Source organism: Rhodococcus sp. UYP9, from assembly GCF_040547235.1.
In the GTDB taxonomy this organism is placed as follows: Bacteria; Actinomycetota; Actinomycetes; order Mycobacteriales; family Mycobacteriaceae; genus Rhodococcoides.
In genome coordinates, this window is record NZ_JBEPPH010000001.1 from 1,341,423 (window position 1) to 1,366,649 (window position 25,227).

Below are 25,227 nucleotides of genomic sequence, written 5' to 3' on the forward strand. Positions count from 1 at the left end.
GGACGGCGGCTCGATGGTCAGTCTCGGCGGTTCTTCCTCATGCTTTCCTCGTTCGAACGGCCATGACGATCCATCGCGTCCGCACCTAGCACCATCAGCAGCACCGACAACCCCATCGCCACGACAACGTCGAAAAGGCCGAGTCCGGCCACGATCACTATCGCAGCCAGGGTGGGTACGGGCAGGTAGTCGAGTACTGGTGCCAGGAAGTCGAGAGTCACTACGACCAGTGCGGTTACTACCAGGTTCGCGCCCTGCGAACTTCGCACCGGCGGCACTGAGCACGAAGCTGTGGGACTGGTTTCCGTTCAGAAATGCCCCGAGTCAACACCGGTACACGCCCGGGCCCTGCACGTGAACCGTCGACAGGAAGTCGCGGGATGCGTCGTACGCCGAGGCGATCAACGGCGTGGCACCGCTGAAGTCCAAGGGCGAAAGGTTGGCGATGTACTCAGGTCCCGGCAACACCAGGACTGGCACCTGTTGACCGGCCATCGGCAGGTCGCGCTCCATCTGCTGCCGGGCCGCGATTGTTGCCGCATATAAAACTGCCTCGGGAACCGTCGTGGGCCGGGTGAGCTGTCGATCCGGGTAATTGCAATCCAGGACCACCAGCGAGCCTGCCCCCATCGCGAGCGCCTCCAATATCGGGGTATTCACGCTGAGTCCGCCGTCATAGAGGTCGCGACCATCGCGCCTGATGGCAGGAAATACGCCCGGAATTGCGGAGCTCGCGAGCATCGCACTCAACAGGGGCCCATCGGTAATCTGTACCGTCCGGGTAGTGTCTGCGTCCACGGCCATCGCCAGGTACGGAAGTTGGAGCTCGCAGATATCGGTCACGCCGATCGCCTGCGAGACCAGTCGACTGATGCGGGGACTGTCGTAGAGGTTGGTGCGACTGCGCAGTACGGTTCTGACGCGAGTCCATATACCGCCCGGCAGCACCATCTTGGTCTCCAGACCGTGCCAGATATGCGATAACCGGTGGGCCGCCCCGATCGGATCGGAGGCGACCACGGCACCGTTGAGCGCGCCGACAGATGTGCCAGCGACGAGGTCGGCATGCACCGCAACCTCACATAGCGCCTCGAGCATTCCCACTTGCGCCGCGCCGAGGCTCCCGCCGCCACCGAGAACGAACCCGATTGGTCGAGGTAGCAGATCAACGAGACTCGACTGCGCACGCATGGTCACGAACGTAACAGATTCAGGTGGCCGGATGATCGAAAATCGATGGCCCAGAACTGATCTCCGCGGTGACGACATTTTTGTCGATACGGTGCGACAACGTCCCTGTCAATGCGCAGGTGGCGGCCTGTTTATTCGAGTTGAAACGGTGGAACGAGGGAGCTTCCAATACGAATATGTTGTGAGCACGACGGCGGCCCTCGCTCGTGAAGAACTATCGAACGAGGCCCGCCACACGCCCCACGAGGTCAGTCCGACGTACGAGTATCGAGGTTCACCTTGGTGACACCGTCGATGGTGGAGAGCAACCTGTGCACGACGTGCCGTTCGGTGTCGTCGTCGAACCCTCCTCCTACTTCCACGACACCACCGCTGCGGACTGCGATCACCCATCGGCGGGTGCTGCCGGAGTAGTCGTCGAGCAGTGCGCGGACTTTCGCGGCGATGACCTCGTTGTCGCCGATGATCAGACTTCGCAACACGTCGCTGCGAGCGATGACGCCCACCAGGATCCCGGACTCGACGACGGGCATCGAGCGCACATGCCGATCCAACATCACCGCTGCCGCGGTCGACGCTTCCCATTGTGGTTCCGCTGTCTCGACCTCGCTGACCACTGCCGGAGAGATCACGGCTTTCGGATTCGATGTCTGAAACGCCAACAGATCCGATTCCGACACGATCCCTACCAACGCGCCCTTCCGGTCGACGACCGGTAGCGCTGCGAATCGCTTACTGGTCAACAGCATGATCGCCTCCCGCACCGGTGTGTCGCGTTGGGCGGTCACGACCTCGCGGGTCATCAGATCACGAACCTTCATTGCTTGCCTCTTCCGTTTGCTGCCGTACCGATACTCGTAAAAACCCTGATACACGGCCCGCCGCGTACTCCTCGGACACCCTGACCTTAGCCCCACGACAGCGTGTAACAGACGTGCCTGGGGAGTGTGTGAGCAACGGAACCGGCACCCAAAAATCCATGCCGACAACATCATTGAACTCGGTGAACGGGGCGGACGGCCGCTCCCCGAAAGCGTGACCGATACGCCAGACAATAACTGGACCGGAGTGAGAGAATCGGGTCATGACCGCACCTCACGCACACACCCCTGCCGGGCCAGTTCGTGTCTTCACCGAGGAGCAGAGCTGGGATGCGCTGCGTTCGGAGAGGCTGGGGCGGCTGGTCACCTCGGTCGGCGGGCGCATCGACGTGGTTCCCGTCAACTACCTGGCCGACAGTGGCCGGTTGTTGTTCCGCACTGCGGAGGGCACCAAACTCGTCGAACTCAGCATCGAGAACCGAGTCGTCTTCGAAGTCGATCACATCAATCCCGGCGTCTCCGGTTGGAGCGTCGTCGTGCATGGCACTGCCCGCACCCTGAGCACCTCCGCGGAAATCGCCGAAGCTGAAGCTCTCGACCTTGTCTCCTGGGTTCCCACCATCAAATACAACATCGTGGAAATCGTCCCTACAGAGATCAGCGGCCGCGAGCTCATGTTCGGAGACAAACCGGAAGCCTGATCTGGGCCTTCCTCGACTCGATACACGATCAGTCCGGTAGTCGCCGAGAGTAGCGGCCGGGCCGGTGCCGGTATTGTGCTGTACGACCGATGCCGACGCCGACGTTCATGAGATCAGACGCATTCATGGAACCGACCGTCTATACGCTCTACGCGCTGATTTCTGGAGGTCTGTGATGGCTGGTGGACTTGTTGCTCTTCTCGACGACGTCGCCGCGCTTGCTCGTCTCGCCGCTGCATCGATCGACGACGTCGGGGCGGCGACCGCGAAAGCGACAGCCAAGGCCGCCGGTGTAGTCATCGACGATGCGGCCGTGACGCCACAGTACGTTCGTGGCCTCGCCGCCGAGCGTGAGCTGCCCATCATCAAACGGATCGCCATCGGTTCGCTGCGCAACAAGCTCATCATCATTCTGCCCATCGCGCTTTTGCTCAGTCAGTTCCTTCCGTGGCTGCTGACCCCCATTCTGATGCTCGGTGGTTTCTACCTCAGTTACGAAGCAGTGCACAAGATTTGGGGCGCGCTCTTCGGTCACGGTGAGCATGACGAGTCGGCGGCAGACGAGCCGCGCGATGAGGATAGCGTCGTCTCTGGAGCTGTCCGTACAGATCTGATCCTGTCTGCGGAGATCATGGTCATTGCGCTCGATACGATTGCGAGCGAAGGCTTCTGGAACCGCCTGGTCGTCCTTGCAGTCGTTGCAGTCGTGATTACCATTCTCGTTTACGGCGTCGTCGGGCTCATCGTCAAAATGGATGACATCGGTCTTAAGTTTGCGGAGAACTCGACCGGGATGCTGGAAAAGTTCGGGCGCGGGTTGGTGCGCGGGATGCCACACGTGATGTCCGTACTGTCCGTAGTCGGAACCGCTGCCATGTTGTGGGTCGGTGGACATATTTTGCTCAACGGAATCGACGAGCTCGGTTTCCATCCGATCTATCAGCTGGTTCACCACCTCGAGGACGCTGTCGGTGATATCTCCGGCATCGGAGGGGTGTTGGCATGGATCGTCAATACGATCGCGTCCGCGATTCTCGGTTTGATCGCTGGTCTGATAATCGTCGGCGGCCAGCTCGGGATCACCCGCGTTCTCGCCAAGCGGTCCAAAGCGCACTAGCGCGTCGGGCCGTCGAACTCCTTCCACAGGTTGCGCCCCCGACCAGGGCAAGGGACAGTTCTGGTGTGCACATCGGCGACGGACTTCAGCTGGCAGGGATCATCGGCCTCGCTGCTCTCGGCACGATGCTTCTCGTCGTGGGGGCGCTGGGGTCGGGCATTGTCATGTTGGCGGTGACGGCAGTGTGGTTCTGGCGGCTCTACCGAACGGCCGAATGAAAATCTCACTGGATTGGAGTCGTCAGTGATGACACCGGCACCGATGGAACTCGCACTGCAGTCCCGACGCGTCACGCGCGTTCTGTTGGACTTCGATCTGAGCATCGAGTTCGCCGGCGGCGCTACCGTTGCGTTCAGTGAGTTCGTGATCGGTGACGTGCTGGTGGACGAGGACAATCAGTTCGAAGGGCTGCGACTTGCCGCTGCTCTCGTCGGCCGCCTGTGCGAGAGCGTCGCCTACGCGGAGTCCGGTGAATTGACGATCGTGTTCGACGACGGAACGGTTGTCGAAGCGGCTTCGCGTGAAGAGGTCGAGTCCTGGGAGTACACAGGTTCCGACGGTTCCACGGTGGTCTGCCTCGCAGGCGGCGATATCGAGTTCCTCTCGGGTCCTTCGGATCCCCCGGCACCAATCCCTGCAGTCACCGAGCTACCTTCCGTCGGAGCCAGCGTTGTCCGAATTGCTATGGGAGACAAGTCGACCGTCGAGTTCTCCGACCGGACCAGCGTGCCCGCGGCGGTATCGCTGGACGAGGCTTACCTGGTGTTGCGTGAAAGTGTGGCCGAAGTTTCCGAGCATCAGATAGCGCTCTCCTCGGGTGTGGTCATTGCTGTACCGCAGCGATTCGGTGCCGGTTCTCGACCACATACTGAGTGAAACGAGAGACCGCGGCCGTTGGACGGTGGTTGCCGGTAACGAGCCCGACGTCCCGATCTCGTGACCCCGACAGTCGAACAGCAACGACGGAGAAGTGCTCCGATTCCCCCGGCAGCAGCGCAACGCCGAGGTCATGGCCGACAAGAGCTCGGATGGTGTCGATTTCGCTGATCTCGAATGGAACGCGAGGAGTGAAACCCGCTTCGGTGCACCAGGAGTCGAGTAGGGATCGAAGGTGAAACGACGGCGGACTTGCGATGAAGGGCTCGTCCGCCAGCTCGGCAATAGCTACCTCTGAGCGCCCGGCCAAGGCGTTGGTGCGCGCTACGTGAAGGCGGATGTGCTGACTTCCGAGGACTGTAACGGTCAGGTCAGCGGGCGGGGGTATGACGACGGCTATGTCGAGCCTGCCGTCGCGAATCATGTGGGCGAGCGCTTCACCGTGGGCCTGGACGAGGTGCACACGGATTCGCGGCGCGGTTTCATGAAACTCGGCGAGAATCGTCGTAATTCCTACTGGGCCCAGCGTCAGGGGGAAGCCGAATCGGACGAACCCGCTCGATGGGTCGGCATCGGCGCGGACCACGGTGATGGCGTCGTCGAGTTTTCGAATGGCGTCGTGAGTGCGCTCGAATAGTTCTCGTCCCGCGGAGGTGAGCGTTACCCCTCTTCCGACGGGTTGGAACAATGCAATACCGAGCGTCTTCTCCAACGTTTTCAGTCGCCGGCTCAACGAAGATTGTGGCACCCCTAGCTTGTCCGCGGCCCGCGTGATGTGGCCTTCGGTGGCCGCTACGTCGAAGGCTGCGAGGAGCGGCGCAACGATCTCGACGTGTGGCAACAGGTACTCATCCATTTCTGGATGGTATTCCACTGAATCCAACATTGGACGGATCGGTTTCTGGCGTTCAAGATCAGTCCAAAGGCAGGTATACAGGGGAGGTTCCTATGTTCACACGCACCCATCCACCAATCGAGACCCTCGATGTCGTCTTGATCGGCGGCGGCATCATGTCGGCCACTCTCGGTGCCATTCTCGCAAAGCTGTGGCCCGACAGATCGATTGCGTTGCTCGAGCGTCTCGATCGACTTGCAGGCGAAAGCTCGGACCCATGGAACAACGCGGGCACTGGCCATGCGGGACTGTGCGAGCTCAACTACATGCCCGACGCGGCAGACCCGACCAAATCCGAGGACATCGCTCGGCAATTTCGAATCTCACAGAGCTTCTGGGCTTCGTTGCTTGCAGACGGCGAGTTGCCACCTACTTTCATCAACGAGACGCCCCACCTGAACGTCGTGTTCGGCGATCGCGATGTCGAATACTTGAGGCAGCGCTACGAAACTCTGCGGACATCGCCGATGTTCTCGGGTATGCAGTACTCCGAGGACGCCGAGGTCATCGAGCAATGGGCGCCACTGATCATGGCGGGACGAGTGCTGGACGGCCCGGTGGCCGCCACTCGTCACACCGGTGGCACCGATGTCGACTTCGGTTCTCTCACGGTGTCGCTGGCCGACTCGATGGTGCGAGGTGGCGGGCGTATCCATCTCGGACGTGAGGTGACCGACCTGAATCGTCGTGCAGATGGAACCTGGCTTGTCTCGGGCAAGAACGTGCACTCGAAAAAGCGCTTCCGTGTGCAGGCGAAGTTCGTATTTGTCGGTGCGGGAGGCTATGCGTTGAAACTCTTGCAGAAGTCCGGAATCCCGGAAGTACGCGGATACGGTGTGTTCCCCTTCGGCGCAGAATTTCTACGCACCGACATACCCGAGGTCGTTACTCGGCACCATGCGAAGGTGTATGGGCAATCGGCGCTCGGAGCGCCACCGATGTCGCTGCCCCATCTCGATTCCCGGGTCGTCGACGGTCAGAGATCTCTCATGTTCGGCCCGTACGCAACGTTCAGTACCAAGTTGTTGAAAGCAGGTTCGGTGAGAGACCTGTTCACGACAGTTCGATTGCATAATCTGTTGCCGCTTCTGGCTGTCGGACTTCAAAATCTGCCATTGGTTCGCTACCTGTTCGGTCAGCTACTAGCAACGCGGAGAAGGAAATTCGAGCTTTTGAAGACGTTCGTGCCGGAGGCGAATCCGACACAGTGGTATCCGATACAAGCAGGTCAGCGGGCTCAGCTGATCAAGCCTCAACCGTCCGGGACCTGCATTGCGAACTCTGGGGTGCTCACGTTCGGCACCGAATTGATCACCGGCGCAGGCGGAACCATAGCCGGATTGTTGGGGGCGTCACCGGGTGCGTCGGTTGCACCATCGATCATGATCGAGTTGGTGAGCAAGTGTTTCCCGGCCCACGCCGCAGCTACTCACGAATGGACGCGTATGGCACGGAAGGCGTAGCCATCCTGCTGGGCGCCCGGCCCGTAGAGGGCGAGTAGATCCTCGTATTCGACGTTGACCAACTGGCCTGCGGTGAGTGCTCTGAAACCGGTTCCGTCGATATGGGAGTAGTGAACCCAGCATCCACCTGGCAGTTCGGGCGCGTCCAGGACACCCCAGCCCTCTTCGGCGTCGAACTCCCGCACGATCGCTCGGGTCTGCACGGTGTCGCCTGGACGAAGGTTCCCGCGGTCCCCTCGCTGAAGTTTTCGTCCAGGTCGGTGATCTCGGTGACGGTTCCGTCGGGGTCGATGTCGAAGGCACGGGCACCGGTGAATGTCGGCTCACGCTTCGGGTCACTGTCCGGCGGAACCACAGCGCCGACGACAGTCAGTCCGGCCGCCATCACTGCCAAAGCTGCGAGGGCGAAGCCTGCTCCCCTGGACGGCGTGCGGGACATTGCTCGACGGTATCAATGCCATTCACTTTCGGTACTCGCGCATGGGCGCACCCCGGTCACTTCTCCCGAGTTTCGGGCGCCGTTTCGGCCAGTGCCGCAACGAGATCCCGCTGAATATCGGTGGCGGGTACTGTGCCGTCGACGACTGCGGATACGGCGAGTTGCAACCGCCGCTGCGCTTCCCGCCGGAATACGAGGCCGCTGGTGGGGGTGCCTGCGGCGGTGCTGGCGTAGAGGATCGACCAGCAGTCCGGGCGATTGAGCAGTTCAGCGCTTGCGGTGTGGTCGACGGCTACGGGTGGACCGAAGGTCAGGCGCAGGCCGCTGCGTTTCATCGCGCCTTCGACGACGCGGTGCAGCAATATTTGTTCGCTGCGCTTGGGTAGCAGGAGCGGGTACGCGGCGAGGTCTTCCAGGCTAGGTTCGATGCGGTCGGCCAATGGATGCCGCTCCGAGAGGACCACCACGAGGTCCTCGGTCCATAGCTCTTTCGCTTGCAGTCCTGATCGTTCGACGCTGCCTCGGATCAGTGCGACCTGACAATCCCCGGTCGTGACTGCTTCGATCTGTTCGGCGAATCGTTTGAGTACGAAGTCGATTTCTGCTTCGGGGTGTTGCTCACGCACACGCACGATGGCGGCCAGTGCGTTCGCGGCGAAGGTCATGTTGCCGGTCAGTCTGAGTTGGTTGCGTTTGCGCGCAGTCAATGCGAGCGCGGACTGTTCCAGTTCGATCATGTGGCGGGCGATCGACACCAATTGTGCTCCGACAGTGGTCAATCGGACGGACCGTGATGTCCGTTCGAACAGGGGCTCGCCCATCTCGCGTTCGAGTTTTGCGATCTGCAGGCTGACTGCGGACTGGGAGATGTAAAAGCGCTCGGCGGCCCGCGAAAAGTTCAACTCCTCGGCGACGGCGAGGAAATATTTCACCTGTCGTAGTTCCACAATTTCTCCATCCATGAGTTCTGCTCATTGATGCTATGCGATCTTTCGCGTTGATAGCGACCGGATAGAAGCGTTGCATGTACATAACAGCTTTCGAGTAGGAGGATTTGTCGTGGATGAGTACGAGGTCGTGATCGTCGGATCAGGATTCGGAGCTTTGGCTGCCGCCAAGACTCTGGGCAAGGCTGGCGTGAAGTTCTCGCTTATCTCCAGCACCACCGAGCACCTGTTCCAGCCGCTGCTGTACCAAGCGGCCACCGGAATGATCTCGACGGGAGAGATTGCCCCGCCGATCAGGCGAATCCTCGCCGAGTACGACTCGGCAGATGTCCGGCTGGGCCGCGTCGTCGACGTAGATCCCGAGCGGCACGTTCTCACCTACACGGCAGCGGGCTCCACGCGTTCGATCCGGTACGGCCGCCTCATCGTTGCTACCGGCGCTACGCAGGCATATTTCGGTCACGACGAGTTCAAGGACCGCACTTTCGCCCTCAAGACCGTGGACGACGCCATCGCCCTCCGCGAGCAGATCCTGAGTTGCTACGAAGAAGCGCATCTGACCTCGGACGTCGACGCCAAGCGAGAACTCCTGAGCTTCGTCGTCGTCGGCGCTGGTGCGACCGGCGTCGAACTTGCCGGCCAGATCCGCGATCTTGCACACCGCTATTTCGCCGGTTCGTTCCCCGACATCACGCCGGATGACGTCACGGTCACGCTGGTCGACGGCGTCAAAGATGTATTGCCTGCCTACGGTGGTCGGTTGAGCAAGTATGCGCGGGCCAAACTGGAACGGTCGGGGGTGGACGTGGTGACCGGTGCCATGGTCACCGACATCGCCGATGACACGGTCACGATCAAAGACGTCGACACCAAGGCCGTACGCACCATCGCCGCCAAGACCGTCATCTGGTCCGCAGGCGTTCAGGCAAGCGCACTGGCTGCGACCATCGCCGAGCGAACAGGGTGCGAAACCGATCGCGCCGGGCGACTACTGATTCACGACGACCTGACTGTCGGCTCGGCATCGGACATTTTCGCCATCGGCGACGTCACCTCACTCGACAACCTGCCGGGCCAATCTCCTATCGCGATGCAGCAGGGTAGGCACGCGGCCAAGATGATCACCGGAAAGGTGAAGGCAGGCACACCGTTCCGCTACGTCGACAAGGGCAGTATGTCGATCGTCGGTAGATTCAGTGCCGTCGCGCGTCTGTTCGGCAAGGTGGACATTGCGGGGCCGATCGCGTGGGTACTATGGCTGGCAGTGCATCTGATGTACATGGTGGGCTTTCGGAACCGATACGTCGCGGTCGTGTCGTGGCTCAGCTCCTACATCGGCGATCGACGCCCACACTTCCAGTACACCGACAAGTGGGTGGATCAGGTCGAACTGGTCGAACCCGAAGTGGAGCGAGCGGCAGCCTGACGCCCGCAACCACGGCGTTACTCGACGAGCTTTCCGGTGGAATCGACCGTGCGGATGAGAGCTCCGATCTCCGACGGGATCGCCGGGATGGCCTCGCGTGTGATTTCTCCGGGGCCAGACCACACCAGGTTGACCTGGAACGATGCGCTTTGGTCCGGGAAGTCCGATCTGTTGTGGCATCCGCGCGTCTCACGGCGTTCGAGCGCCGCTTCGAGGGTCGCCCGCGCCGCCAGTGCGGCCGACTTCAGATCGAAAGCATGGGCTACGTCGGAGAATCCGGCGATGTCCGGATGGACACCGACGTCGGCGATGCGAAGTTCGATCTCGTCGAGTTCCGTCAGTCCCGCTGTGAGCCCGACTTCGTCCCGCACGACGCCGGCATGTTCGGTCATCGTGTTGCGAATCGCTCGCTGCAGGACCCGCACGTTCTCATGCCCGTCTGAGACGAGCAGCGTATCGACTTCGGCTCGTGCCTCGGAAACTGCGTTCTCCGAACGAAGTTGCGCATCCAGTCCCTCCGAGTACTTCGCCGCGGCTTGCCCGACTATGCGTCCGAAGACCAGTAATTCGATCAGGGAGTTCCCGCCGAGGCGATTTGCGCCGTGCAGCCCGCTCGATGCTTCTCCGATTGCGTACAGGCCCGTGACGTCGGTGCTGTGGTCGTCCGGTCGTACCCACACGCCACCCATGGAATAGTGCGCGGTGGGTGCTATCTCGATGGGATCCGTTGTGATGTCGAGCATTTGAAGTTCCATCAGTGTCTGGTACACGCGAGGGAGTCGGCGCATGACGACGTCGCGATCGAGATGTGACACGTCGAGCCAGACACCTCCGTGGGCAGTTCCGCGGCCCTCCTTGATCTCGGTGTATGCAGCGAGTGCGACGCGGTCGCGGGTGGACAGTTCCATCCGCTCGGGGTCGTATCGGCTCATGAAGCGTTCGCCGAGGGTGTTGCGCAATATGCCGCCCTCGCCGCGTGCTGCTTCCGAAACCAGTGTTCCTGCAGCATTTTCTGGTTCGATCAGCCCGGAAGGGTGGAACTGTACGAGTTCCGGGTCGCGGATCCGGCCGCCGGCCTCGTAGGCCAAGCGGAAGGAATCGCCGGTGTTCTCGTCGCGCCGTGAAGACGATCGGCGCCAGATTCTGTTGTGACCACCGGCAGCGAGAATCACGGCATCCGCATGGAAGACGCAACGCGTACCGGTTGTGAGGTCGAATCCATAGGCGCCGAAGATCGTGTTGTCGCGAACGAGGAGTTTGGTGATGTAGACGCTGTCCAGGATCTCGATATCGAGCTCCTCGCTACGTGCCAGAAGTGTTCGTTGAATTTCGAGCCCGGTGTAGTCGCCCGCGAAAGCGGTTCGCCTGTAGGTATGTGCACCGAAGAAGCGTTGCGATATCCGCCCGTCTTCCTCACGGGCGAACGGCATTCCGTAGCGAACCAGGTCGGCGATACCCCGCTCGGCGCCTTCGGTGACGATCTGGACGGTGTGCGGATTGGCGAGAAAGTAGCTTTCCTTCACCGTGTCTGCGGCATGCTGCTGCCACGAGTCCTCGGGATCCATCGTCGACAGAGCAGCATTGATTCCACCGGCGGCGAGCGAGGTATGAGCATCGAGCTTCGGCCGTTTGCCGACCACGAGGACGTCGGTCCCGTGTTCGGCCAACTCGATGGCTGCCCGCAGGCCCGATCCACCCGATCCGATGACCAGCACCGAGGTCGCTATCCGACGTTCTGTGGAACTCATGAGCATCTCCTTCTGGAAGGAACTTCCGTGTACCTATTCGACCGACCAGACGTGGGTTTCGTGACGGGACATACTCATCTCGTCAGCAACGCGTCGGCCCGCCCGCGGAGGTACCGTCGCGTCGGTACATCCGCGGACAGTGAGATTGCCTTCTCGTAGGCGACTACCGATTCCTCGACGCGGCCCAACCGCTCGAGCAGGTGGGCGCGTACCGCCCATGCGGGCTGGAATCGCTCGGTGCCGTCGAGCTCGTCGAGCATGCGGAGCCCGGATTCAGGGCCGTCGGTTTCGGCGGTGACGGCGGCCAATGCCACGCTGCCGCCGAGCGTCGGCGCCAGTGCGTCGAGTGTGGTGTGCAGTGCGCGCAGCGTGGCCCAGTCCGTGGATCCAGTGTGTCGGCGCGCGCAGTGCACGGCCTGGATCGTTGCTTCGAGTTGGAACCGTCCGAGAGCACCTATCGCATGCGCTCGACGTAGATGCGATTCACCGCGCGCAATCGTTGCCTCGTCCCATCTCTGCACGTCCTGGGCCTGAATCGGGACCAGGACGCCGTCGATCCGGCGTGCTGGTAGGCGCGAGGTGCTCAGCAAGATGAGTGCCGCAAGTCCATGCGCTTCCGGATCCTCGGGCAGAAGTGTGCAGAGTGTCTCCGCGAGATGGAGGGCCTCGCTGGCAAGGCCGTCGCGCATCTCGACCCCACTGGTGTGCCAGTCGATGGCAAAAGCGCCGTACACGGCTGCCTGCACCGCGTCGACCCGCTCGGGCAATATGGATCTGTCGGGTAGCTCGAAGGAGATTCCGGCTTCGCGGATGCGTCGTTTGGCCCGTCCGAGGCGTGCGGCCAGTGTGGACGACGGCAACGCGAATGCACGAGCAATGTCCTTCGCCGTGTAGCCGAGTACGACGTCGAGCATCAGCGGGGTGTGTACCGCCGGGGAGATCGCCGGGTGCGCGCAGACGAGCATCAGTTCCAGCCGCTTGTCTTCGATCGCGTCGGGATCGAGTTCGGCGAGATGGTCGTAGGTCTCCGGCGCCGACGTCAGTGGGTCGTTCATTCGGTGTGGTGCGGACTTCCAGACGTCCCGCTGCCGATTCCGCGCCACGGTCAGCAGCCATCCATCGGGGTTCGACGGGACACCGTCCCTCGGCCACGTCGTCAACGCTCGCTCGAAGGCGTCGGCCAGCGCATCCTCGGCGCCGGCGATGTCCCTGCTCGCCGCCGCGAGGAGCGCGAGAAGTCGCCCGTACGAACCGCGAGCGGAGTTCTCGGCAGAATTTCGAGCTTTCAGGTCCACGATCCGTCGATGAACGACGTAGCGGCTGCCCGTACTTCGATCACTCCGTACTGTGCGCCCGGACAACGCTCGGCCCACATCAGCGCAGCGTCCAGGTCGGGTACGTCGAGGACGAACACCCCGGCGAGTGCCTCCTTGGTGTCCGCGAACGGTCCGTCTTGAATCTGCAGCGAACCGCTGCGAAGGGTGATCGTGGTTGTCGCCGCCGCGTTGGTCAAAACTTCGGCCGCGACGAGAACTCCAGCTGATTGGAGGGCTTTCCCGTAGGTGCCGAACGCCTCCTGCATCTGCGTTCTGGCTTCGTCTGGAATGACGCCCTCACCGGGCTCTTCGTTGCTGAGGAGAAGTGCGTATCTCATGGTGTGCTCCCGATCGTCTGGTCAACGTCTGTTTCGATTGTCACCGCATCACGCGGTCTTGCACAGAGATGACGATCGAGCTGCCGTGGAATCGACAGGCACGTTTCAATGACTAAGTGGTGCCAGGACGGTGAGCTTGCCGCTCACCGGATGCGGGTCACGACGGCAGTCCACCGTGGGGGCGATCCAGACGCGTGGCCAGATCCGCGGGTCGAACGCGCGCACCGAGAAGTCGACGTTCCGCAGGACTGTGCGTCGTGCCAACGCCAGCAAGACTGCGGTGCCGGTGACCGCCATCCACGTCGGCAAGGGGTAGAGCGCAAGGCGCTCGCCGAGGCCGAAATGCAGTGCCTTCGCCAGCATGAGGACTGCTCCGAGCACTCCGACGAACGCGCACAGTGCCGACCAGATCGCCACCAGTCGCTTCTCGTGCCACAGATGCCATGCGATCAGGACGAGCACGACATGTCTTGCCACGAACCCCGGCATCACCGCCGACCAATGGATGAGCGCTCCGTCGTTCGCCGGGAACAGTCCGGTGGCTGCAGTGCTCACGGCGATGACAACCGCCAGCGAGAGAATCCACTTTTTCGACCGGCCATTTCGGATGTGTCGATGCAAGAAGAGGGCGCCGATGAGGGTCAATACCCCGAGCGCTACGAACGTCGAGTTCATGACGTCGTGCATCGGAGAGCACGAATCGACGTCACAGGTCGTCACACCGAGTGAGCTGATCGAGTTCTGGGCAAAGCTGTAGGGCGTGTTCCACGCAGCAGCCGTGAACACCTCTGCCAACAAATATGCGAACGAGAGAATCCATGCAGTTCCTGCAGCGGCGTGGCTCAGGTTGTGGCTTCGGTGAGATGTGTCGGCGTGGTGTGGATTGCTGATGGCGGATCTCTCTGTCGATACAGACTTGACTTCTGGGTCCGACTGTAGAGCGTCAACCTGAGAGCAGTGTCCCGAATGTCGCAGTTCGATCTCAGAATCGACCACCGTCGGAAGATCGAAGAGCGTCCGCTCTCGGGCCGTCCGGCATAGGCGTGTGGAGCTGGGCATCGGCTCGAAGTACGGTGTATCCGTAACGGCTGGACCCAACGAGCGACGAGGGGATCGACGGATGCGCAAGGGTGTGTCTGTCGAGGTCACTGCCGGCGGTGGCTCGATGGCGACGCCGCGAGTCAGAGTTCTCATCGTCGACGACGAACCGCAGATTCTGCGAGCACTCCGAATCAATCTGAACGTGCGTGGCTACGAGGTAGTGACGGCGGCATCAGGCGCCGAGGCGCTCCGAGTGGCCGCGAACTTCCGTCCCGAGATCGTGATCCTCGATCTCGGTCTGCCGGATATCGACGGAATCGACGTCATCGGAGGCTTGCGCGGATGGACCGATGTGCCGATCGTCGTTCTCTCGGCTCGCACCGATTCCGTCGATACAGTCGAGGCACTCGATGCTGGTGCCGACGATTTCGTCACCAAGCCGTTCGGTATGGATGAGTTGCTCGCGCGTCTGCGCGCAGCTCTGCGACGCGGACCTCATACAGCGGAAGCGGCCGTCGTGGTCACCGACTCGTTCACCGTCGATTTGTCCGCCAAGACGGTGACGCGGCACGGAGTGAACATTCATCTCACTCGGACCGAATGGGGTGTGCTCGAACTCCTCGTCCGAAACCAGGGGAAACTGGTCTCCCAGAAGGAGATTCTGCAGACCGTGTGGGGTCCGCACCATGGGCGCGAAACGCACTATCTCCGAATCTATCTCGGTCAGTTACGGCACAAGCTCGAGGACGACCCGTCGCATCCGCGCCACCTGCTGACCGAGACCGGGATGGGCTACCGGTTCGTCTGAAGGGCCATCGTGAGCAGCGGTCAACTATTCGACGGTATTCGACAAGTCGACACCGACCGGGTGCGCCGAGTTGAGCGTGGCCTGTATCCAGTGTTCTAGTGGCGCGGGTCGGCCGTAGAGGTATCCCTGGGCGAACCGACAATGCAGAGCCTCCACCGCGCGCGCTTGTTCCTCGGTTTCGACGCCCTCCGCCACGATGGACACAGGCAGCGCCCGCGCCATCGCTGCGATGGCCGTGACGAGCGAATCCGCGGACTCGCTGGTGCCGATCTCGGCGACGAAGGAGCGGTCGATCTTGAGCAAGGCGATGGGAAGTTCGCGGAGTCGGCTGAGCGAGGAGTACCCGACGCCGAAGTCGTCGAGAACGATCAACACTTCCATCGCTGCCAGTTCATCGAGGATCTTCTTGGCAGCGAAGACATCGTCGATGAGTGCAGTTTCGGTGACTTCGAGAGCAAGATCCGCACCGCACAGGCCATACTCTTCCAGCATGTCGGAGACCAATTTCGGCAACGAGTCGTCGCGGAGTTGAACCGAGGAGATATTGACCGACATCGTGACGTTCTGTCCGGCTGCCCGAAGCGCGTTCAGATCCTGCAGGGCGGTGCGCAGAACGAAGGCCCCGATCTCACCGATCAGATTCGTGGATTCCGCGATCGGCACGAACTCGACGGGTGAGCGTAAACAACCGTCGCGGTTCCATCGCACCAGCGCCTCGTAGACGACGGTACTTCGTGAGGACGTCGAGACTATCGGCTGATAATGAACGACCAATTCACCGCGTCGGGTCGCCCCTCGTAGGGCAGTTGCCGTTTCGATCGCCGCGATCGAAGACGCGCGCAACGACTCGTCGAAGAAGGAGAAGCGGGAGGCCCCTAGCGATTTCGCGTGATACATCGCCATATCGGCTTCGCGGAGGAGATCGTCCAGATCGCCTGGGCGGTTGTCGGCGGCGGCGATCCCGACCGACGCCGTGATGTACGTGGTGGCAACGCTGAGAACGAACGGCTCGGAGATCCGCTCGATCACCGAACGAGCCACCTCCTCCATCTCGGGACGAGTGCATCGACCGATGACGATGAACTCGTCACCCGCGTACCGCACCACGGTGTCCGAGGATCGCACCGTCGCGCGGATCCGATGGGCAGCTGCAGCGATCATCTCGTCACCCACACGGTGACCGTAGGAATCGTTGACAGTCTTGAAGTTGTCGAGATCGACGAACAGGACGAAGATTCGCCCACGTCCACTTGCGAGAGCCAATCGAGCAAACTGCTCGTCGAGCATCGTTCGGTTCGGTAGCCCCGTGAGCGCGTCGTGGGCCGCGCGGTATCGCGCGTCGTCCTCGCTGCGTTGGACGAGGCTCATGGCGCGCTCGCCTCGCAAGAACGTCCCGATCAGCAGTACCGAGAGCAACGCCGACCGCACCACGAGATCGACCGTCGAGATCGAGGATCCGAGAACCAACGTGGCTGCGCACACCGCCAGGAGTGCGACGACGAACAGCACCCGACGGCGACTGTGCAGAGGAGGGGAATTCTGTCGATGCGACATCGTCGCCATCTGCGGATTGAGAGCCGCAAGGGCAAGTGCGGCGTAGGCGAACAGGTAGATGCCGTCCAGTAGTCCCGGCGACAACGGAACCGTACGTGAGAGGGACTGTGCGTAGGCAAGGTCGCCGACCAATATTGCGAGCAAGGCCACGAGAAGAAGGCGAAGCGCGCGATTGCGATGCGTGGACGAGACGAGCAGGTACGTCACGAGCGTGATCATGCCTGCGTCGATTGCGGGATACACTCCGTTGCTGATCGCGGCAGCCGTACCGACGGAGCCGTCGAGCAACGGCGATATCAGCACCACCCACGACACGAAAAGGGTGCCGACCGAGATGAGCCCGGCATCGATGAGCGGCGTGATGTCGTCTCTGGACCGTCGTTCGAGCACCCATCGCGCCAGCGCCGTGCCGATCAGGCAGTAGCCCCCCAGCGTCAGTGCATTGGACAGTGCGGTGACACCACCCGGATAGACCGTCGGGTCGCCGCGGAGACCAACACCGACCAGAAAAAGTGCAGATGCGCCGAACAGGCACCACCACGACGTGGCGTCGGCAGGCTTGTACCGACGAATACCGACGCTGATGGCGACGATCGCCGACAAAGCGAACGCGGCCATGACGATCGAACGAACCGAGGAGTCGCCGCGGAAGAAAAGCACACTACTGGCGACGACCGCTGAAGAAATGCCCACCAATTTGGGTATACCGGCCAGCAGTTGGTGCATCGGAAGAACCTTCGAGTCCATGCGAAGGCTTCCCCTTTCGTGTGCAGCGCCGGCGCGGCGGAGGCAATCGGGCATCCGCCGACTGCGAGGTTAGCCCAGGATTGCCCGACAGCGCGGGAACCACTCCTGCTGCGATGAGTTTTCATCGGTCACGAGGTCCCGAAACGGCAGGGACCTATTTGCGCGATGGATCCCCTGCGATTTTGCGTCAGCTTTGGGTTCCTGCCCCGGCTTTGTCGTTTGCGGCCCGGACTGCGCTGCGCACGTCTTCGTCGATGAGGTACGCGTTCAAGGCGCCCGCTGCACGCACACCGCCTGCGGCCGAACCGATCAGAATCTCCATCGGCGAAGTCACGTTGCCGGCCGCCCAGATTCCCGCCACGGATGTCGCTCCGGTGGGGTCGGTTGCCACCGATGTGGCGCCGACGGGCACGTCGCCCATCATCAGTTCCGTTGTCTCGAGGCCCAGTTGGAGGAGAATGTCCGCATTTGCCTCGAACTTCGGCTTCACGACCACCGCATGAACGGGCACAGTGTTGCCCGACATCGTGCGAACCCCGATGAGCGTGTCGTTTTCGATGGCGAGCTCGGCGATCTCGTCCGTCTCCACGCGGACGCCGCGCGCTTCCAGTTTCACCTGATCTTCCTCGGAGGGCTCGAAACCCTGGGTGAACAGCACGATGTCTTCGGTCCACTGACGCCACATCAGTGCCTGGTGGACACCGAACTTGCCGCCGATGATCCCGAGGGCCTGGTCGCGGACTTCCCAGCCGTGGCAGTAGGGACAATGCAGGACCTCGCGGCCCCAACGTTCGGCGATGCCTGGGATGTCCGGCAATGTATCGGTCAGCCCGGTCGCCACCAGCACGCTGCGGCCGATGACCGACGTGCCGTCGCCGAGTGTGACCGTAAATCCTCCCTCTACCTTCGCTGCCGCGACCGCGGTGCTCGAGACGATTTCTGCGCCGTAAGACCGCGCTTCGGTGCGCCCGATCTCGAGGAGTTGCAGTGGTGGAACGCCCTCGCGGCCGAGGTAGTTGTGCGCGTGTGCGGCGGGTGCATTACGGGGATTGCCGGCATCGATGACGAGGACGGTTCTACGTGACCGTCCTAGCGCCACCGCTGCGGAAAGGCCTGCGGCGCCCCCGCCGATGATGAGTGCGTCGTATTTCAGTGGAGTTGTCATGCATTCATGCTGACTCGCCCAGCATGGATCGGCAAGCGCCTTTGCTGAAATGGCAAAAAATTGGGTGCTGTGAGTAATGCGGTCGCGAACTCCCCTTCCTCGAAACAGCGAGAATGCGCGTTAGGGCGGCAGAACTCAACCCGGAAGCACGGTAAGACCTTAGTAAGCAGCTCGGAACTTGCTTACATCTATCAACTGGGCCTGCCGTAAGAAAATGCCCGATTCAGCAGGGCGCTCACTGCTTGAAAGAGTGTGTGGTGTTGCTGTTGACTTACCCGCATAGTCGGTCTTCGTCAACGGGGGCTGCGCATTCGGGTCGGGGGGCCATGGATAGTTCGGTAGACCACAGCGAGGACAGCCAGGGCGAATTCGTGCGAGGTGATACCGTTATTGCGTTGCAGGACTTGGGGATACGAGGCTGGCGCAGCGGAGTGCCTGCGGGATCGGTCGGCACGGTCGTCGAGGTCGACTGGCTCACCGACCTTCTCGTGGTATTCGACGTCGACGGTAGCTGGTTCACCGAACCCACCGAGGTCGAGAAAGTTGTCGCGCCCGGCGACGTTCGGCTGGTCCAACGCGCCGACCGTCACCGGGGCTGATACGTCAATTCATTCGGTGTCGGTGGCGGGACCGTCGGTGGTTGCACCGCCTTCACCCGACCAGTCACCTGAATCCTGGCCGGCCGCAGGATCCGACTGCACGTCCGTGTGAGCGCCTTCGGCACCCTTGTCGGTGGTCTCGGTGTGTGGCGTCTTTGCGTGTTTTCCAGTCATGACGATTTCTTACCCGCGTCAGGATGGTTGAAACTCTCGGCTGCTCAGCCCTGCACGATGTCCCGCAGACGCGCGGTGGCGGTGGCTGTCCCGGCATCGAACATCACTTACCACCAGAAGTTAGAGGTGCATTCCATCCAAAGATGCTCCGATGTGTTCGAAGTACCTTCGCGCCGAGCGGATCACGGCATCATGGGCGTCGGTGGTGATGATCCGACCCCACCAAGCACCGTAGAGCGATGCAAACGGGAAGGGTCGAACAAGATCGACAGCCTTCCGAATAGTGTCGGGGTGCTCGGGGATGAGGTTGGGGTAGCTGTACATGAATCCGACCCAGCGACGGTCCGCCACCACGGTGAAGATGTCTCCGGCGAACAGGGCGCCACTGCCATCGACGCCGTCACGCCAGTGCATGACCGTGCCGCCGGCAAAATGAACTCCGGCATTGATCAGAGTGCGTCCGGGAAGCACCTCAAGTGTGTCACCGGACCACAGGACGACGTTGTCGTTCCTCGGGATCCACTGCGCATCGCGTTCGTGCACGTAGATCGGCGCATCACCGAATGCTCGGCTCCACTCGACCATCGAACTGTAGTAATGCGGATGCGACAGTGCGATAACCGAAATTCCTCCCAGTTCCGTGACTCGCTCGACCGCGGCATCGTCGATGTACGTAGTGGAATCCCACAGCACGTTGCCGTCGTCTCCCGGAACCAGAAGCGCTCGTTGACCGATGGCAAGGTGCGGAGACGTCGAGATCCCCCAGAGCCCGGGTCTTTCTTCCCTGATCTCGACGGTATGGCCCTGAAGTCTCAGTTCGCCGAGGCTTGTCCACTGCTGACCGCCGTACCCCACGTACTGGCGCTCGTCCTCGCAGATGAAGCAGTGAGCAGCCGCTGGGTCGGCCGGAGCTGCGACGTTCAGCGGGTACTGAACGCCGCAGGTCACGCAGATCGGGTAGTCGTCACCGAAAGAACGAGACAATCTTGTCTTCTCGGTCTACAGGTCTTCGCGGTTACAGACCGAAAGGAAGCACGCCCGGAGCCAGTTCGAAGCCACTGCTGCCGGCGGAGGCCGAGCTGACGCCGCCGAGAATGAGATTGATGAAATTCGTGATCATGTGAGTTCTTTCCTCTCGTAGAGATGACGATGAACCCGGTCGAGGCTACCGGTGATTCGGGCCCAGCGGCAGCGGATGAAGCTGTGGGGTTCGTGTGAGATGAGCCCGGCTACGGCGTCGAACCGTTTCATAGGTGGACGACTGTTTCCCGCCGTGCGAAATCTCCTCCTGCCGGTTTCCGTGGCTTTCAGAAACACCCGATGCTATCCCCCGTCGGGAGATGCGCGGTTGGTCATCTCCGCGTCCAGCGCGGTCTCTAGGACGTTCAACTCCGTGCCCTGCTCCTTGGGTCATGAGGCTCGGCCGCTCCCAGGGGCCGGTATTTCGGTCATCGGCAGTTCTTCGCGTTAAGCCGAGCGCGAGGTGTCGACCAAAGACCGGATCAACCGCTATTCAGACTCTTCTGATCAGGTTGCCGGGCTTAAGTGGACCGCGTTGTGGACGACGTCGTTCAGTAGATCGTCGACCGCTTTCACCCTCGCCAGTCCTGTGAGCTCTTTCGGTACCGCGACCCAATAGGTCCCCTCGATGGAAAACGATTCTGGGAGAACGCAGATCAGGTTCTTGTCGGGTTCACCGATATAGCTCGGCAACGGAGCTATCCCAAGCCCATTCTGCGCGGCAAGCCAGTGCCCGGTTATGTTGTTGGTCTGGATTTGAGCGCGACCTTCGGGGGGCAGGATCGAGTCGAGGATGCGCAGGGGTGCGACGTCGAGTAGAGCTCCGACGTACCAGATCAATGTGTGTTCCCGTAAGTCATCCCGCTTGGCGATGGCCGGGTGGTTATCAAGATATTCCGCTGTCGCGTATAAGCGCAAAGCGTAGGTTGCCAGCTTTCGAGAGGACACCAAGCGAGGCCCCGGTTGTTCTAAAGTGATCGCTATATCGAATTCTCGCGCACTCGCGGTGTGGTGTTCGGTCGCTGTGACCAGTTCGACGCTCAGGTCGGGGTGGAGTCGCCGCAATGTCGCCAGGTTGGGTGTGAGAACGAATGCGCCGAAGCCATCTGGCGCGGCGATTCGGACTGAACCGCGGAGGGACCCGACTCGCGATGTTTGATCTTCGAACGCGGCGATAAGGGTTGATTCGACGGTTTCCGCGTACCCGACCAGTCGTCGCCCAGCCTCGGTCAGCCGCCATCCAGACGACGTGCGGTCGAAGAGACGCTGTCCAGCCAACCTTTCCAGACTGGTCACTTTCCGGCCTACCGTGGTGTGGTCGACGCCAAGTGCGCGAGATGCTTCGTTGAGTCGGCCGTGTCGTGACAATTCGAGAAAGTATCTGAGGTGGTCTGAACTGAACACCGAGTCACAGTAGCAGCACGTGCAATTCTGCACGGTGGGGTGCAGTATTGGTCTTTGACAGGGCCATATTTGCACCAGAGACTGGGCGCACACCTACTAGAAGGAGCGCGCTGTGAGCACTGTGATTGCACATTGGAAGGGCGGAAAGCCGTTCGCCGGAATCTCAGAGGCGACCGCCCTGGTTACCAACCCCGCGACCGGTGAGGTCACCGGACAGGTCGCCCTAGCCACCGTCGAAGACGCGCGTTCTGTCATCGGTGCCGCCGCCGCCGCTTTCCCGGAGTGGCGTGACACGTCGTTGGCAAGGCGCACCCAGATCCTCTTCAATTTCCGCGAACTGCTGAACGCGAAGAAGTGGGAACTCGCCGAGATCATCACCGCCGAACACGGCAAAGTTCTCTCCGACGCCCTCGGCGAAATCAGCCGCGGCCAGGAAGTTGTCGAATATGCCTGCGGCATAGCGCATCTCCTCAAAGGGGGCTTCACCGAGAATGCCTCCACCAAGGTAGATGTCTACTCCATCCGCCAACCTCTTGGTCCCGTCGGCATCATCTCCCCTTTCAACTTCCCCGCCATGGTTCCGATGTGGTTCTTTCCCGTCGCCATCGCCGCCGGCAATACTGTCGTGCTCAAGCCGAGTGAGAAGGATCCCACCGCCAGCATCTGGATCGCCGAACTGTGGAAAGAAGCAGGCCTCCCAGATGGCGTCTTCAACGTCCTGCAGGGCGATAAGATCGCCGTCGACGAACTGCTCGAAAATAAGGCAATCAAGTCGATTTCGTTCGTCGGTTCTACTCCCATCGCGAAGTATGTGTACTCCACCGGGGCGAGCCACGGAAAACGCGTGCAGGCTCTCGGCGGAGCGAAGAATCACGCGATCGTTCTCCCCGACGCCGACCTCGACCTCGCAGCCGACGCTATGGTCAACGCCGGTTTCGGCTCAGCAGGTGAGCGCTGCATGGCTATCTCCGCCCTCGTCGCGGTCGGTGGCATCGCCGACGACCTTGTAGCGAAGATAGTCGAGCGAACTACACCACTCAAGACCGGTGACGGCACGAAGGGCGCCGACATGGGCCCGCTTGTCACCAAGGCGCACCGCGACAAGGTCGCCTCCTATGTCGATGCCGGCGAGGCCGCAGGTGCCACCATCGTCGTTGACGGACGTGAGGTCAAAGCAGACGGCGGTGACGATGGTTTCTGGTTGGGGCCGACGCTCATCGACAATGTCACGACCGACATGAGTATCTACACCGACGAAATCTTCGGACCAGTACTCTCGGTCGTTCGGGTCGAAACCTACGACGAAGCTCTCGAGCTCATCAATGCTAATCCGTACGGCAACGGAACTGTCATCTTCACCAACGACGGTGGTGCGGCGCGGCGATTCCAAAATGAGGTCGAAGTCGGCATGGTCGGCATCAACGTGCCTATCCCCGTGCCGATGGCTTACTACAGCTTTGGAGGTTGGAAGAATAGCCTCTTCGGCGACACTCACGCGCACGGTATGGAGGGGGTCAACTTCTTCACTCGAGGTAAAGCAGTCACCAGTCGCTGGCTCGACCCCAGTCACGGCGGCATCAACCTCGGGTTCCCCGAAAACAGCTAATTCTCCGCGTTCTCCTGCGGTCTGTGGGGAACGCACCAATACCCTGCAAAGGAGTAGCTATGGTCTCCAATATCTCTTTTCCTCGATTTGTGAAACTCGGCCCGGGTGCAGTGGAAGGACTAGGCGATGTTCTTACCGACCTGGATTTGGAACGTCCGCTTCTCGTAACCGACTCGTTCATGGTTGGGAACGGATCCGCGGATCGCCTCGCCGCGATAATCAAGGCAGCGGGCAAGTCGGTAGCGGTGTTTTCCAAAACCGTGCCGGATCCGACGACGGACTCTTTGCAGGCGGGCATCGATGCGGTGAAGGAACATCAGGCTGATTCCGTTATCGGCTTCGGCGGTGGTAGCCCTATGGATACCGCGAAGGCTTTAGCGGTGTTGTCCAAGCAGGGCGGTAACATGCGTGATTTCAAAGCGCCGCGAGTGTATGCAGGTCCAGCGTTACCGATCATTGCGATCCCAACTACGGCGGGAAGCGGTTCGGAAGCAACGCAGTTCACAATTATTACCGATATCTCGACAGACGAGAAGATGCTATGTCCAGGCCTGTCATTTCTCCCGATTGCCTCGATCGTCGATTCTGAGCTCACAATGTCCATGCCCGCTCGGCTAACCGCTGACACCGGGATTGACGCACTTACCCACGCGATTGAGGCGTACGTAAGTAAAAAGGCCAACCCGATTTCAGATGGCCTTGCATTGTCCGCCATGAAGACAATCGGTGCATATCTCTCACGTGCATATCTTGACGGATCCGATCGTGAGGCACGCGAGGCCATGATGTATGCGTCAACCCAGGCTGGCATGGCATTTTCCAATGCAAGCGTCTGCCTCGTGCATGGGATGAGTCGGCCCATAGGGGCGCACTTCCACGTCGCTCATGGACTGTCGAATGCCATGCTTTTACCTGCCGTTACTGCGTTCTCGATCCCCGCGGCGGTCGGCCGTTATGCAGACTGTGCGCGACAACTGGGTGCGGCCGATCGTCGCGACTCCGATGAAGCAGCTTCGTCGAAGCTCATCGAGTTCATCGACAAGCTCTGCGCCGATGTCCGAGTTCCCACGCCACACTCCTACGGTATCGACCAGAAACGGTGGGAAGAGCTCACACCACTCATGTCCGAGCAAGCGCTGGCATCAGGGTCGCCCTCGAACAACCCTGTTGTACCGTCGGTCGAAGAACTAGCTGAACTGTATCGAAAAGTGTACGGTGCCTGAAGGTTTCCCGTGATCGGCCGTAGGTCTTCCGTGCTCATGGTCGACATGGCGTTGAAGCTCGTATGACGTCTTTTTTATCGCAACCGCCATTCGTCAGGGTGGCTCTGACCGAGATCACTTTGAGCGGGCGAGGTCGGGGAGCAACCTTGCTATCCAAAAGCTTCTGTCGGGCGATTCGGTGGAGATCGGGGGGTGTTTTCTTGGCACGCTGCCCTGCTCAGATGATTGCAGGCCCGCTCACCGTTTTTTCGGCCACCTTCCATTGAGCCGTTACCCAAGATGCGGCCTGCCTCGGCACAGACTCGAGACCACTGGCGCTTCACTAGGTTGACACCGTGTCGAGATCTAAGAATTCCCGAAGATCGACATGCGATCCGGGTTTCATGTTCGACGCAAATGGGAGCGCACTCGTCGATCCAAACCAATTGACGTCACGAGTTACTACAAGAGGGAATTAGGCATGAATGTAAGTGCATTCGGTGGTGACTATCGAAAAGATGCTCACAGTGAGAGGGTGCGAGTGGGCGTAGTCCGCGAGTCCGGAGAGGGCGAGCGTCGCGTCGCGTTGGTTCCGAAAATCGTGGCGTCGCTGATCGGCAAAGGCGTCG

The 25,227-nt window shown here is 61.1% G+C and carries 25 protein-coding genes and 1 pseudogene; 11 read left to right on the top strand and 15 right to left on the bottom strand.

All coding sequences use genetic code 11. The features are described 5' to 3' along the window. Window positions 1–17: 17 nt before the first annotated feature. The 3 genes from ABIB36_RS06125 to ABIB36_RS06135 form a co-directional block, all read right to left on the bottom strand. The gene (locus ABIB36_RS06125) at window positions 18–269 is read right to left on the bottom strand and encodes a SulP family inorganic anion transporter (RefSeq protein WP_354560273.1); all 252 of its coding nucleotides are present in this window, start codon (window positions 267–269) and stop codon (window positions 18–20) included. A 55-nt stretch (window positions 270–324) separates the two neighbouring features. After that, window positions 325–1,191 (bottom strand): patatin-like phospholipase family protein, encoded by an 867-nt coding sequence (locus tag ABIB36_RS06130; protein WP_179142197.1) that lies wholly within the window; start codon window positions 1,189–1,191, stop codon window positions 325–327. Window positions 1,192–1,439: 248 nt separating this feature from the next. After that, window positions 1,440–2,012 carry a CBS domain-containing protein gene (locus tag ABIB36_RS06135; RefSeq protein ID WP_179142196.1) on the bottom strand — a complete coding sequence of 191 codons (573 nt, stop codon included), beginning with the start codon at window positions 2,010–2,012 and terminating at the stop codon, window positions 1,440–1,442. 263 nt (window positions 2,013–2,275) lie between these two features. Between ABIB36_RS06135 and ABIB36_RS06140 the strand changes: the two genes are divergently transcribed. The 4 genes from ABIB36_RS06140 (at window position 2,276) to ABIB36_RS06155 (ending at window position 4,706) form a co-directional block, all read left to right on the top strand. Further along, window positions 2,276–2,713: a pyridoxamine 5'-phosphate oxidase family protein gene (locus ABIB36_RS06140; protein ID WP_084345809.1), complete on the top strand. Its 438-nt coding sequence runs from the start codon at window positions 2,276–2,278 to the stop codon at window positions 2,711–2,713. A gap of 175 nt (window positions 2,714–2,888) precedes the next feature. Continuing rightward, complete coding sequence (locus ABIB36_RS06145; protein ID WP_354560271.1) at window positions 2,889–3,830, top strand: DUF808 domain-containing protein; 942 nt, start codon at window positions 2,889–2,891, stop codon at window positions 3,828–3,830. Between the two features lie 65 nt (window positions 3,831–3,895). Next, on the top strand, window positions 3,896–4,048 hold the full coding sequence (locus ABIB36_RS06150) for a hypothetical protein (RefSeq protein ID WP_179142172.1): 153 nt from the start codon (window positions 3,896–3,898) through the stop codon (window positions 4,046–4,048). 28 nt (window positions 4,049–4,076) lie between these two features. Beyond that, window positions 4,077–4,706, top strand: coding sequence for a DUF6188 family protein (locus ABIB36_RS06155; RefSeq protein ID WP_354560269.1), 630 nt, complete (start codon window positions 4,077–4,079; stop codon window positions 4,704–4,706). Here the strand turns inward: ABIB36_RS06155 and ABIB36_RS06160 are convergent. Continuing rightward, a complete protein-coding gene (locus ABIB36_RS06160; protein ID WP_354560267.1) occupies window positions 4,654–5,562 on the bottom strand; it encodes a LysR substrate-binding domain-containing protein in 909 nt (302 codons plus the stop codon). The genes ABIB36_RS06155 and ABIB36_RS06160 overlap by 53 nt on opposite strands. Before the next feature lie 92 nt (window positions 5,563–5,654). Between ABIB36_RS06160 and mqo the strand changes: the two genes are divergently transcribed. After that, a complete protein-coding gene (gene mqo, locus ABIB36_RS06165; protein ID WP_354560265.1) occupies window positions 5,655–7,064 on the top strand; it encodes a malate dehydrogenase (quinone) in 1,410 nt (469 codons plus the stop codon). On the opposite strand, the gene ABIB36_RS06170 is transcribed toward mqo, so the two are convergent. Together ABIB36_RS06170 and ABIB36_RS06175 are read right to left on the bottom strand one after the other, a co-directional pair. Continuing rightward, window positions 7,031–7,267 (bottom strand): S1 domain-containing protein, encoded by a 237-nt coding sequence (locus ABIB36_RS06170; RefSeq protein WP_354560263.1) that lies wholly within the window; start codon window positions 7,265–7,267, stop codon window positions 7,031–7,033. The genes mqo and ABIB36_RS06170 overlap by 34 nt on opposite strands. 292 nt (window positions 7,268–7,559) lie before the next feature. After that, a complete protein-coding gene (locus tag ABIB36_RS06175; protein ID WP_256895505.1) occupies window positions 7,560–8,465 on the bottom strand; it encodes a LysR family transcriptional regulator in 906 nt (301 codons plus the stop codon). A gap of 97 nt (window positions 8,466–8,562) precedes the next feature. Between ABIB36_RS06175 and ABIB36_RS06180 the strand changes: the two genes are divergently transcribed. Continuing rightward, window positions 8,563–9,876, top strand: coding sequence for an NAD(P)/FAD-dependent oxidoreductase (locus ABIB36_RS06180; protein ID WP_084345808.1), 1,314 nt, complete (start codon window positions 8,563–8,565; stop codon window positions 9,874–9,876). A 17-nt stretch (window positions 9,877–9,893) separates the two neighbouring features. Here ABIB36_RS06180 and ABIB36_RS06185 read toward each other — a convergent pair whose 3' ends face one another. From ABIB36_RS06185 to ABIB36_RS06200, 4 genes are all read right to left on the bottom strand, one after another. Further along, window positions 9,894–11,624, bottom strand: coding sequence for an L-aspartate oxidase (locus tag ABIB36_RS06185; protein ID WP_354560261.1), 1,731 nt, complete (start codon window positions 11,622–11,624; stop codon window positions 9,894–9,896). Window positions 11,625–11,698: 74 nt separating this feature from the next. Further along, window positions 11,699–12,922, bottom strand: coding sequence for an RNA polymerase sigma factor (locus ABIB36_RS06190; protein WP_373270519.1), 1,224 nt, complete (start codon window positions 12,920–12,922; stop codon window positions 11,699–11,701). Further along, complete coding sequence (locus tag ABIB36_RS06195; protein WP_084345807.1) at window positions 12,910–13,278, bottom strand: YciI family protein; 369 nt, start codon at window positions 13,276–13,278, stop codon at window positions 12,910–12,912. The genes ABIB36_RS06190 and ABIB36_RS06195 overlap by 13 nt, the downstream gene beginning before the upstream one ends. Before the next feature lie 105 nt (window positions 13,279–13,383). Continuing rightward, entirely contained in the window at window positions 13,384–14,076 is a 693-nt protein-coding gene (locus ABIB36_RS06200) for a DUF998 domain-containing protein (protein ID WP_084345944.1), read from the bottom strand. Between the two features lie 367 nt (window positions 14,077–14,443). Between ABIB36_RS06200 and ABIB36_RS06205 the strand changes: the two genes are divergently transcribed. Next, on the top strand, window positions 14,444–15,127 hold the full coding sequence (locus ABIB36_RS06205; RefSeq protein WP_354560596.1) for a response regulator: 684 nt from the start codon (window positions 14,444–14,446) through the stop codon (window positions 15,125–15,127). A gap of 24 nt (window positions 15,128–15,151) precedes the next feature. On the opposite strand, the gene ABIB36_RS06210 is transcribed toward ABIB36_RS06205, so the two are convergent. Further along, window positions 15,152–17,428 (bottom strand): putative bifunctional diguanylate cyclase/phosphodiesterase, encoded by a 2,277-nt coding sequence (locus tag ABIB36_RS06210; RefSeq protein WP_084345806.1) that lies wholly within the window; start codon window positions 17,426–17,428, stop codon window positions 15,152–15,154. Window positions 17,429–17,615: 187 nt separating this feature from the next. After that, a complete protein-coding gene (locus ABIB36_RS06215; protein WP_084345805.1) occupies window positions 17,616–18,593 on the bottom strand; it encodes an NAD(P)/FAD-dependent oxidoreductase in 978 nt (325 codons plus the stop codon). A 326-nt stretch (window positions 18,594–18,919) separates the two neighbouring features. On the opposite strand from ABIB36_RS06215, the gene ABIB36_RS06220 reads away from it, so the two are divergent. Beyond that, window positions 18,920–19,192 carry a hypothetical protein gene (locus ABIB36_RS06220; protein ID WP_354560257.1) on the top strand — a complete coding sequence of 91 codons (273 nt, stop codon included), beginning with the start codon at window positions 18,920–18,922 and terminating at the stop codon, window positions 19,190–19,192. A gap of 9 nt (window positions 19,193–19,201) precedes the next feature. On the opposite strand, the gene ABIB36_RS06225 is transcribed toward ABIB36_RS06220, so the two are convergent. From ABIB36_RS06225 to ABIB36_RS06235, 3 genes are all read right to left on the bottom strand, one after another. Beyond that, complete coding sequence (locus ABIB36_RS06225; RefSeq protein ID WP_179142195.1) at window positions 19,202–19,366, bottom strand: hypothetical protein; 165 nt, start codon at window positions 19,364–19,366, stop codon at window positions 19,202–19,204. Between the two features lie 120 nt (window positions 19,367–19,486). Then, window positions 19,487–20,350 carry an MBL fold metallo-hydrolase gene (locus tag ABIB36_RS06230; protein WP_354560255.1) on the bottom strand — a complete coding sequence of 288 codons (864 nt, stop codon included), beginning with the start codon at window positions 20,348–20,350 and terminating at the stop codon, window positions 19,487–19,489. Window positions 20,351–20,893: 543 nt separating this feature from the next. After that, a complete protein-coding gene (locus ABIB36_RS06235; RefSeq protein ID WP_088945961.1) occupies window positions 20,894–21,790 on the bottom strand; it encodes a LysR family transcriptional regulator in 897 nt (298 codons plus the stop codon). Between the two features lie 112 nt (window positions 21,791–21,902). Here ABIB36_RS06235 and ABIB36_RS06240 point away from each other — a divergent pair, with 112 nt between their 5' ends. The 3 genes and pseudogenes from ABIB36_RS06240 to ABIB36_RS06250 all read left to right on the top strand — a co-directional run. Further along, window positions 21,903–23,396, top strand: coding sequence for a CoA-acylating methylmalonate-semialdehyde dehydrogenase (locus tag ABIB36_RS06240; protein WP_354560252.1), 1,494 nt, complete (start codon window positions 21,903–21,905; stop codon window positions 23,394–23,396). A gap of 59 nt (window positions 23,397–23,455) precedes the next feature. After that, complete coding sequence (locus tag ABIB36_RS06245; protein WP_354560250.1) at window positions 23,456–24,619, top strand: iron-containing alcohol dehydrogenase; 1,164 nt, start codon at window positions 23,456–23,458, stop codon at window positions 24,617–24,619. A gap of 460 nt (window positions 24,620–25,079) precedes the next feature. Beyond that, window positions 25,080–25,227: pseudogene (locus tag ABIB36_RS06250) on the top strand (NAD(P)(+) transhydrogenase (Re/Si-specific) subunit alpha); the annotation flags it as partial.

Excerpts from the sequence above, each read along its gene's own strand:
- ABIB36_RS06130 (WP_179142197.1), bottom strand. The coding sequence starts at position 1,191 with ATGCGTGCGCAGTCGAGTCTCGTTGATCTGCTACCTCGACCAATCGGG.
- ABIB36_RS06135 (WP_179142196.1), bottom strand. The coding sequence starts at position 2,012 with ATGAAGGTTCGTGATCTGATGACCCGCGAGGTCGTGACCGCCCAACGC.
- ABIB36_RS06140 (WP_084345809.1), top strand. The coding sequence starts at position 2,276 with ATGACCGCACCTCACGCACACACCCCTGCCGGGCCAGTTCGTGTCTTC.
- ABIB36_RS06145 (WP_354560271.1), top strand. The coding sequence starts at position 2,889 with ATGGCTGGTGGACTTGTTGCTCTTCTCGACGACGTCGCCGCGCTTGCT.
- ABIB36_RS06155 (WP_354560269.1), top strand. The coding sequence starts at position 4,077 with ATGACACCGGCACCGATGGAACTCGCACTGCAGTCCCGACGCGTCACG.
- ABIB36_RS06160 (WP_354560267.1), bottom strand. The coding sequence starts at position 5,562 with ATGGATGAGTACCTGTTGCCACACGTCGAGATCGTTGCGCCGCTCCTC.
- mqo (WP_354560265.1), top strand. The coding sequence starts at position 5,655 with ATGTTCACACGCACCCATCCACCAATCGAGACCCTCGATGTCGTCTTG.
- ABIB36_RS06175 (WP_256895505.1), bottom strand. The coding sequence starts at position 8,465 with ATGGATGGAGAAATTGTGGAACTACGACAGGTGAAATATTTCCTCGCC.
- ABIB36_RS06185 (WP_354560261.1), bottom strand. The coding sequence starts at position 11,624 with ATGAGTTCCACAGAACGTCGGATAGCGACCTCGGTGCTGGTCATCGGA.
- ABIB36_RS06195 (WP_084345807.1), bottom strand. The coding sequence starts at position 13,278 with ATGAGATACGCACTTCTCCTCAGCAACGAAGAGCCCGGTGAGGGCGTC.
- ABIB36_RS06205 (WP_354560596.1), top strand. The coding sequence starts at position 14,444 with ATGGCGACGCCGCGAGTCAGAGTTCTCATCGTCGACGACGAACCGCAG.
- ABIB36_RS06210 (WP_084345806.1), bottom strand. The coding sequence starts at position 17,428 with ATGGACTCGAAGGTTCTTCCGATGCACCAACTGCTGGCCGGTATACCC.
- ABIB36_RS06215 (WP_084345805.1), bottom strand. The coding sequence starts at position 18,593 with ATGACAACTCCACTGAAATACGACGCACTCATCATCGGCGGGGGCGCC.
- ABIB36_RS06220 (WP_354560257.1), top strand. The coding sequence starts at position 18,920 with ATGGATAGTTCGGTAGACCACAGCGAGGACAGCCAGGGCGAATTCGTG.
- ABIB36_RS06225 (WP_179142195.1), bottom strand. The coding sequence starts at position 19,366 with ATGACTGGAAAACACGCAAAGACGCCACACACCGAGACCACCGACAAG.
- ABIB36_RS06245 (WP_354560250.1), top strand. The coding sequence starts at position 23,456 with ATGGTCTCCAATATCTCTTTTCCTCGATTTGTGAAACTCGGCCCGGGT.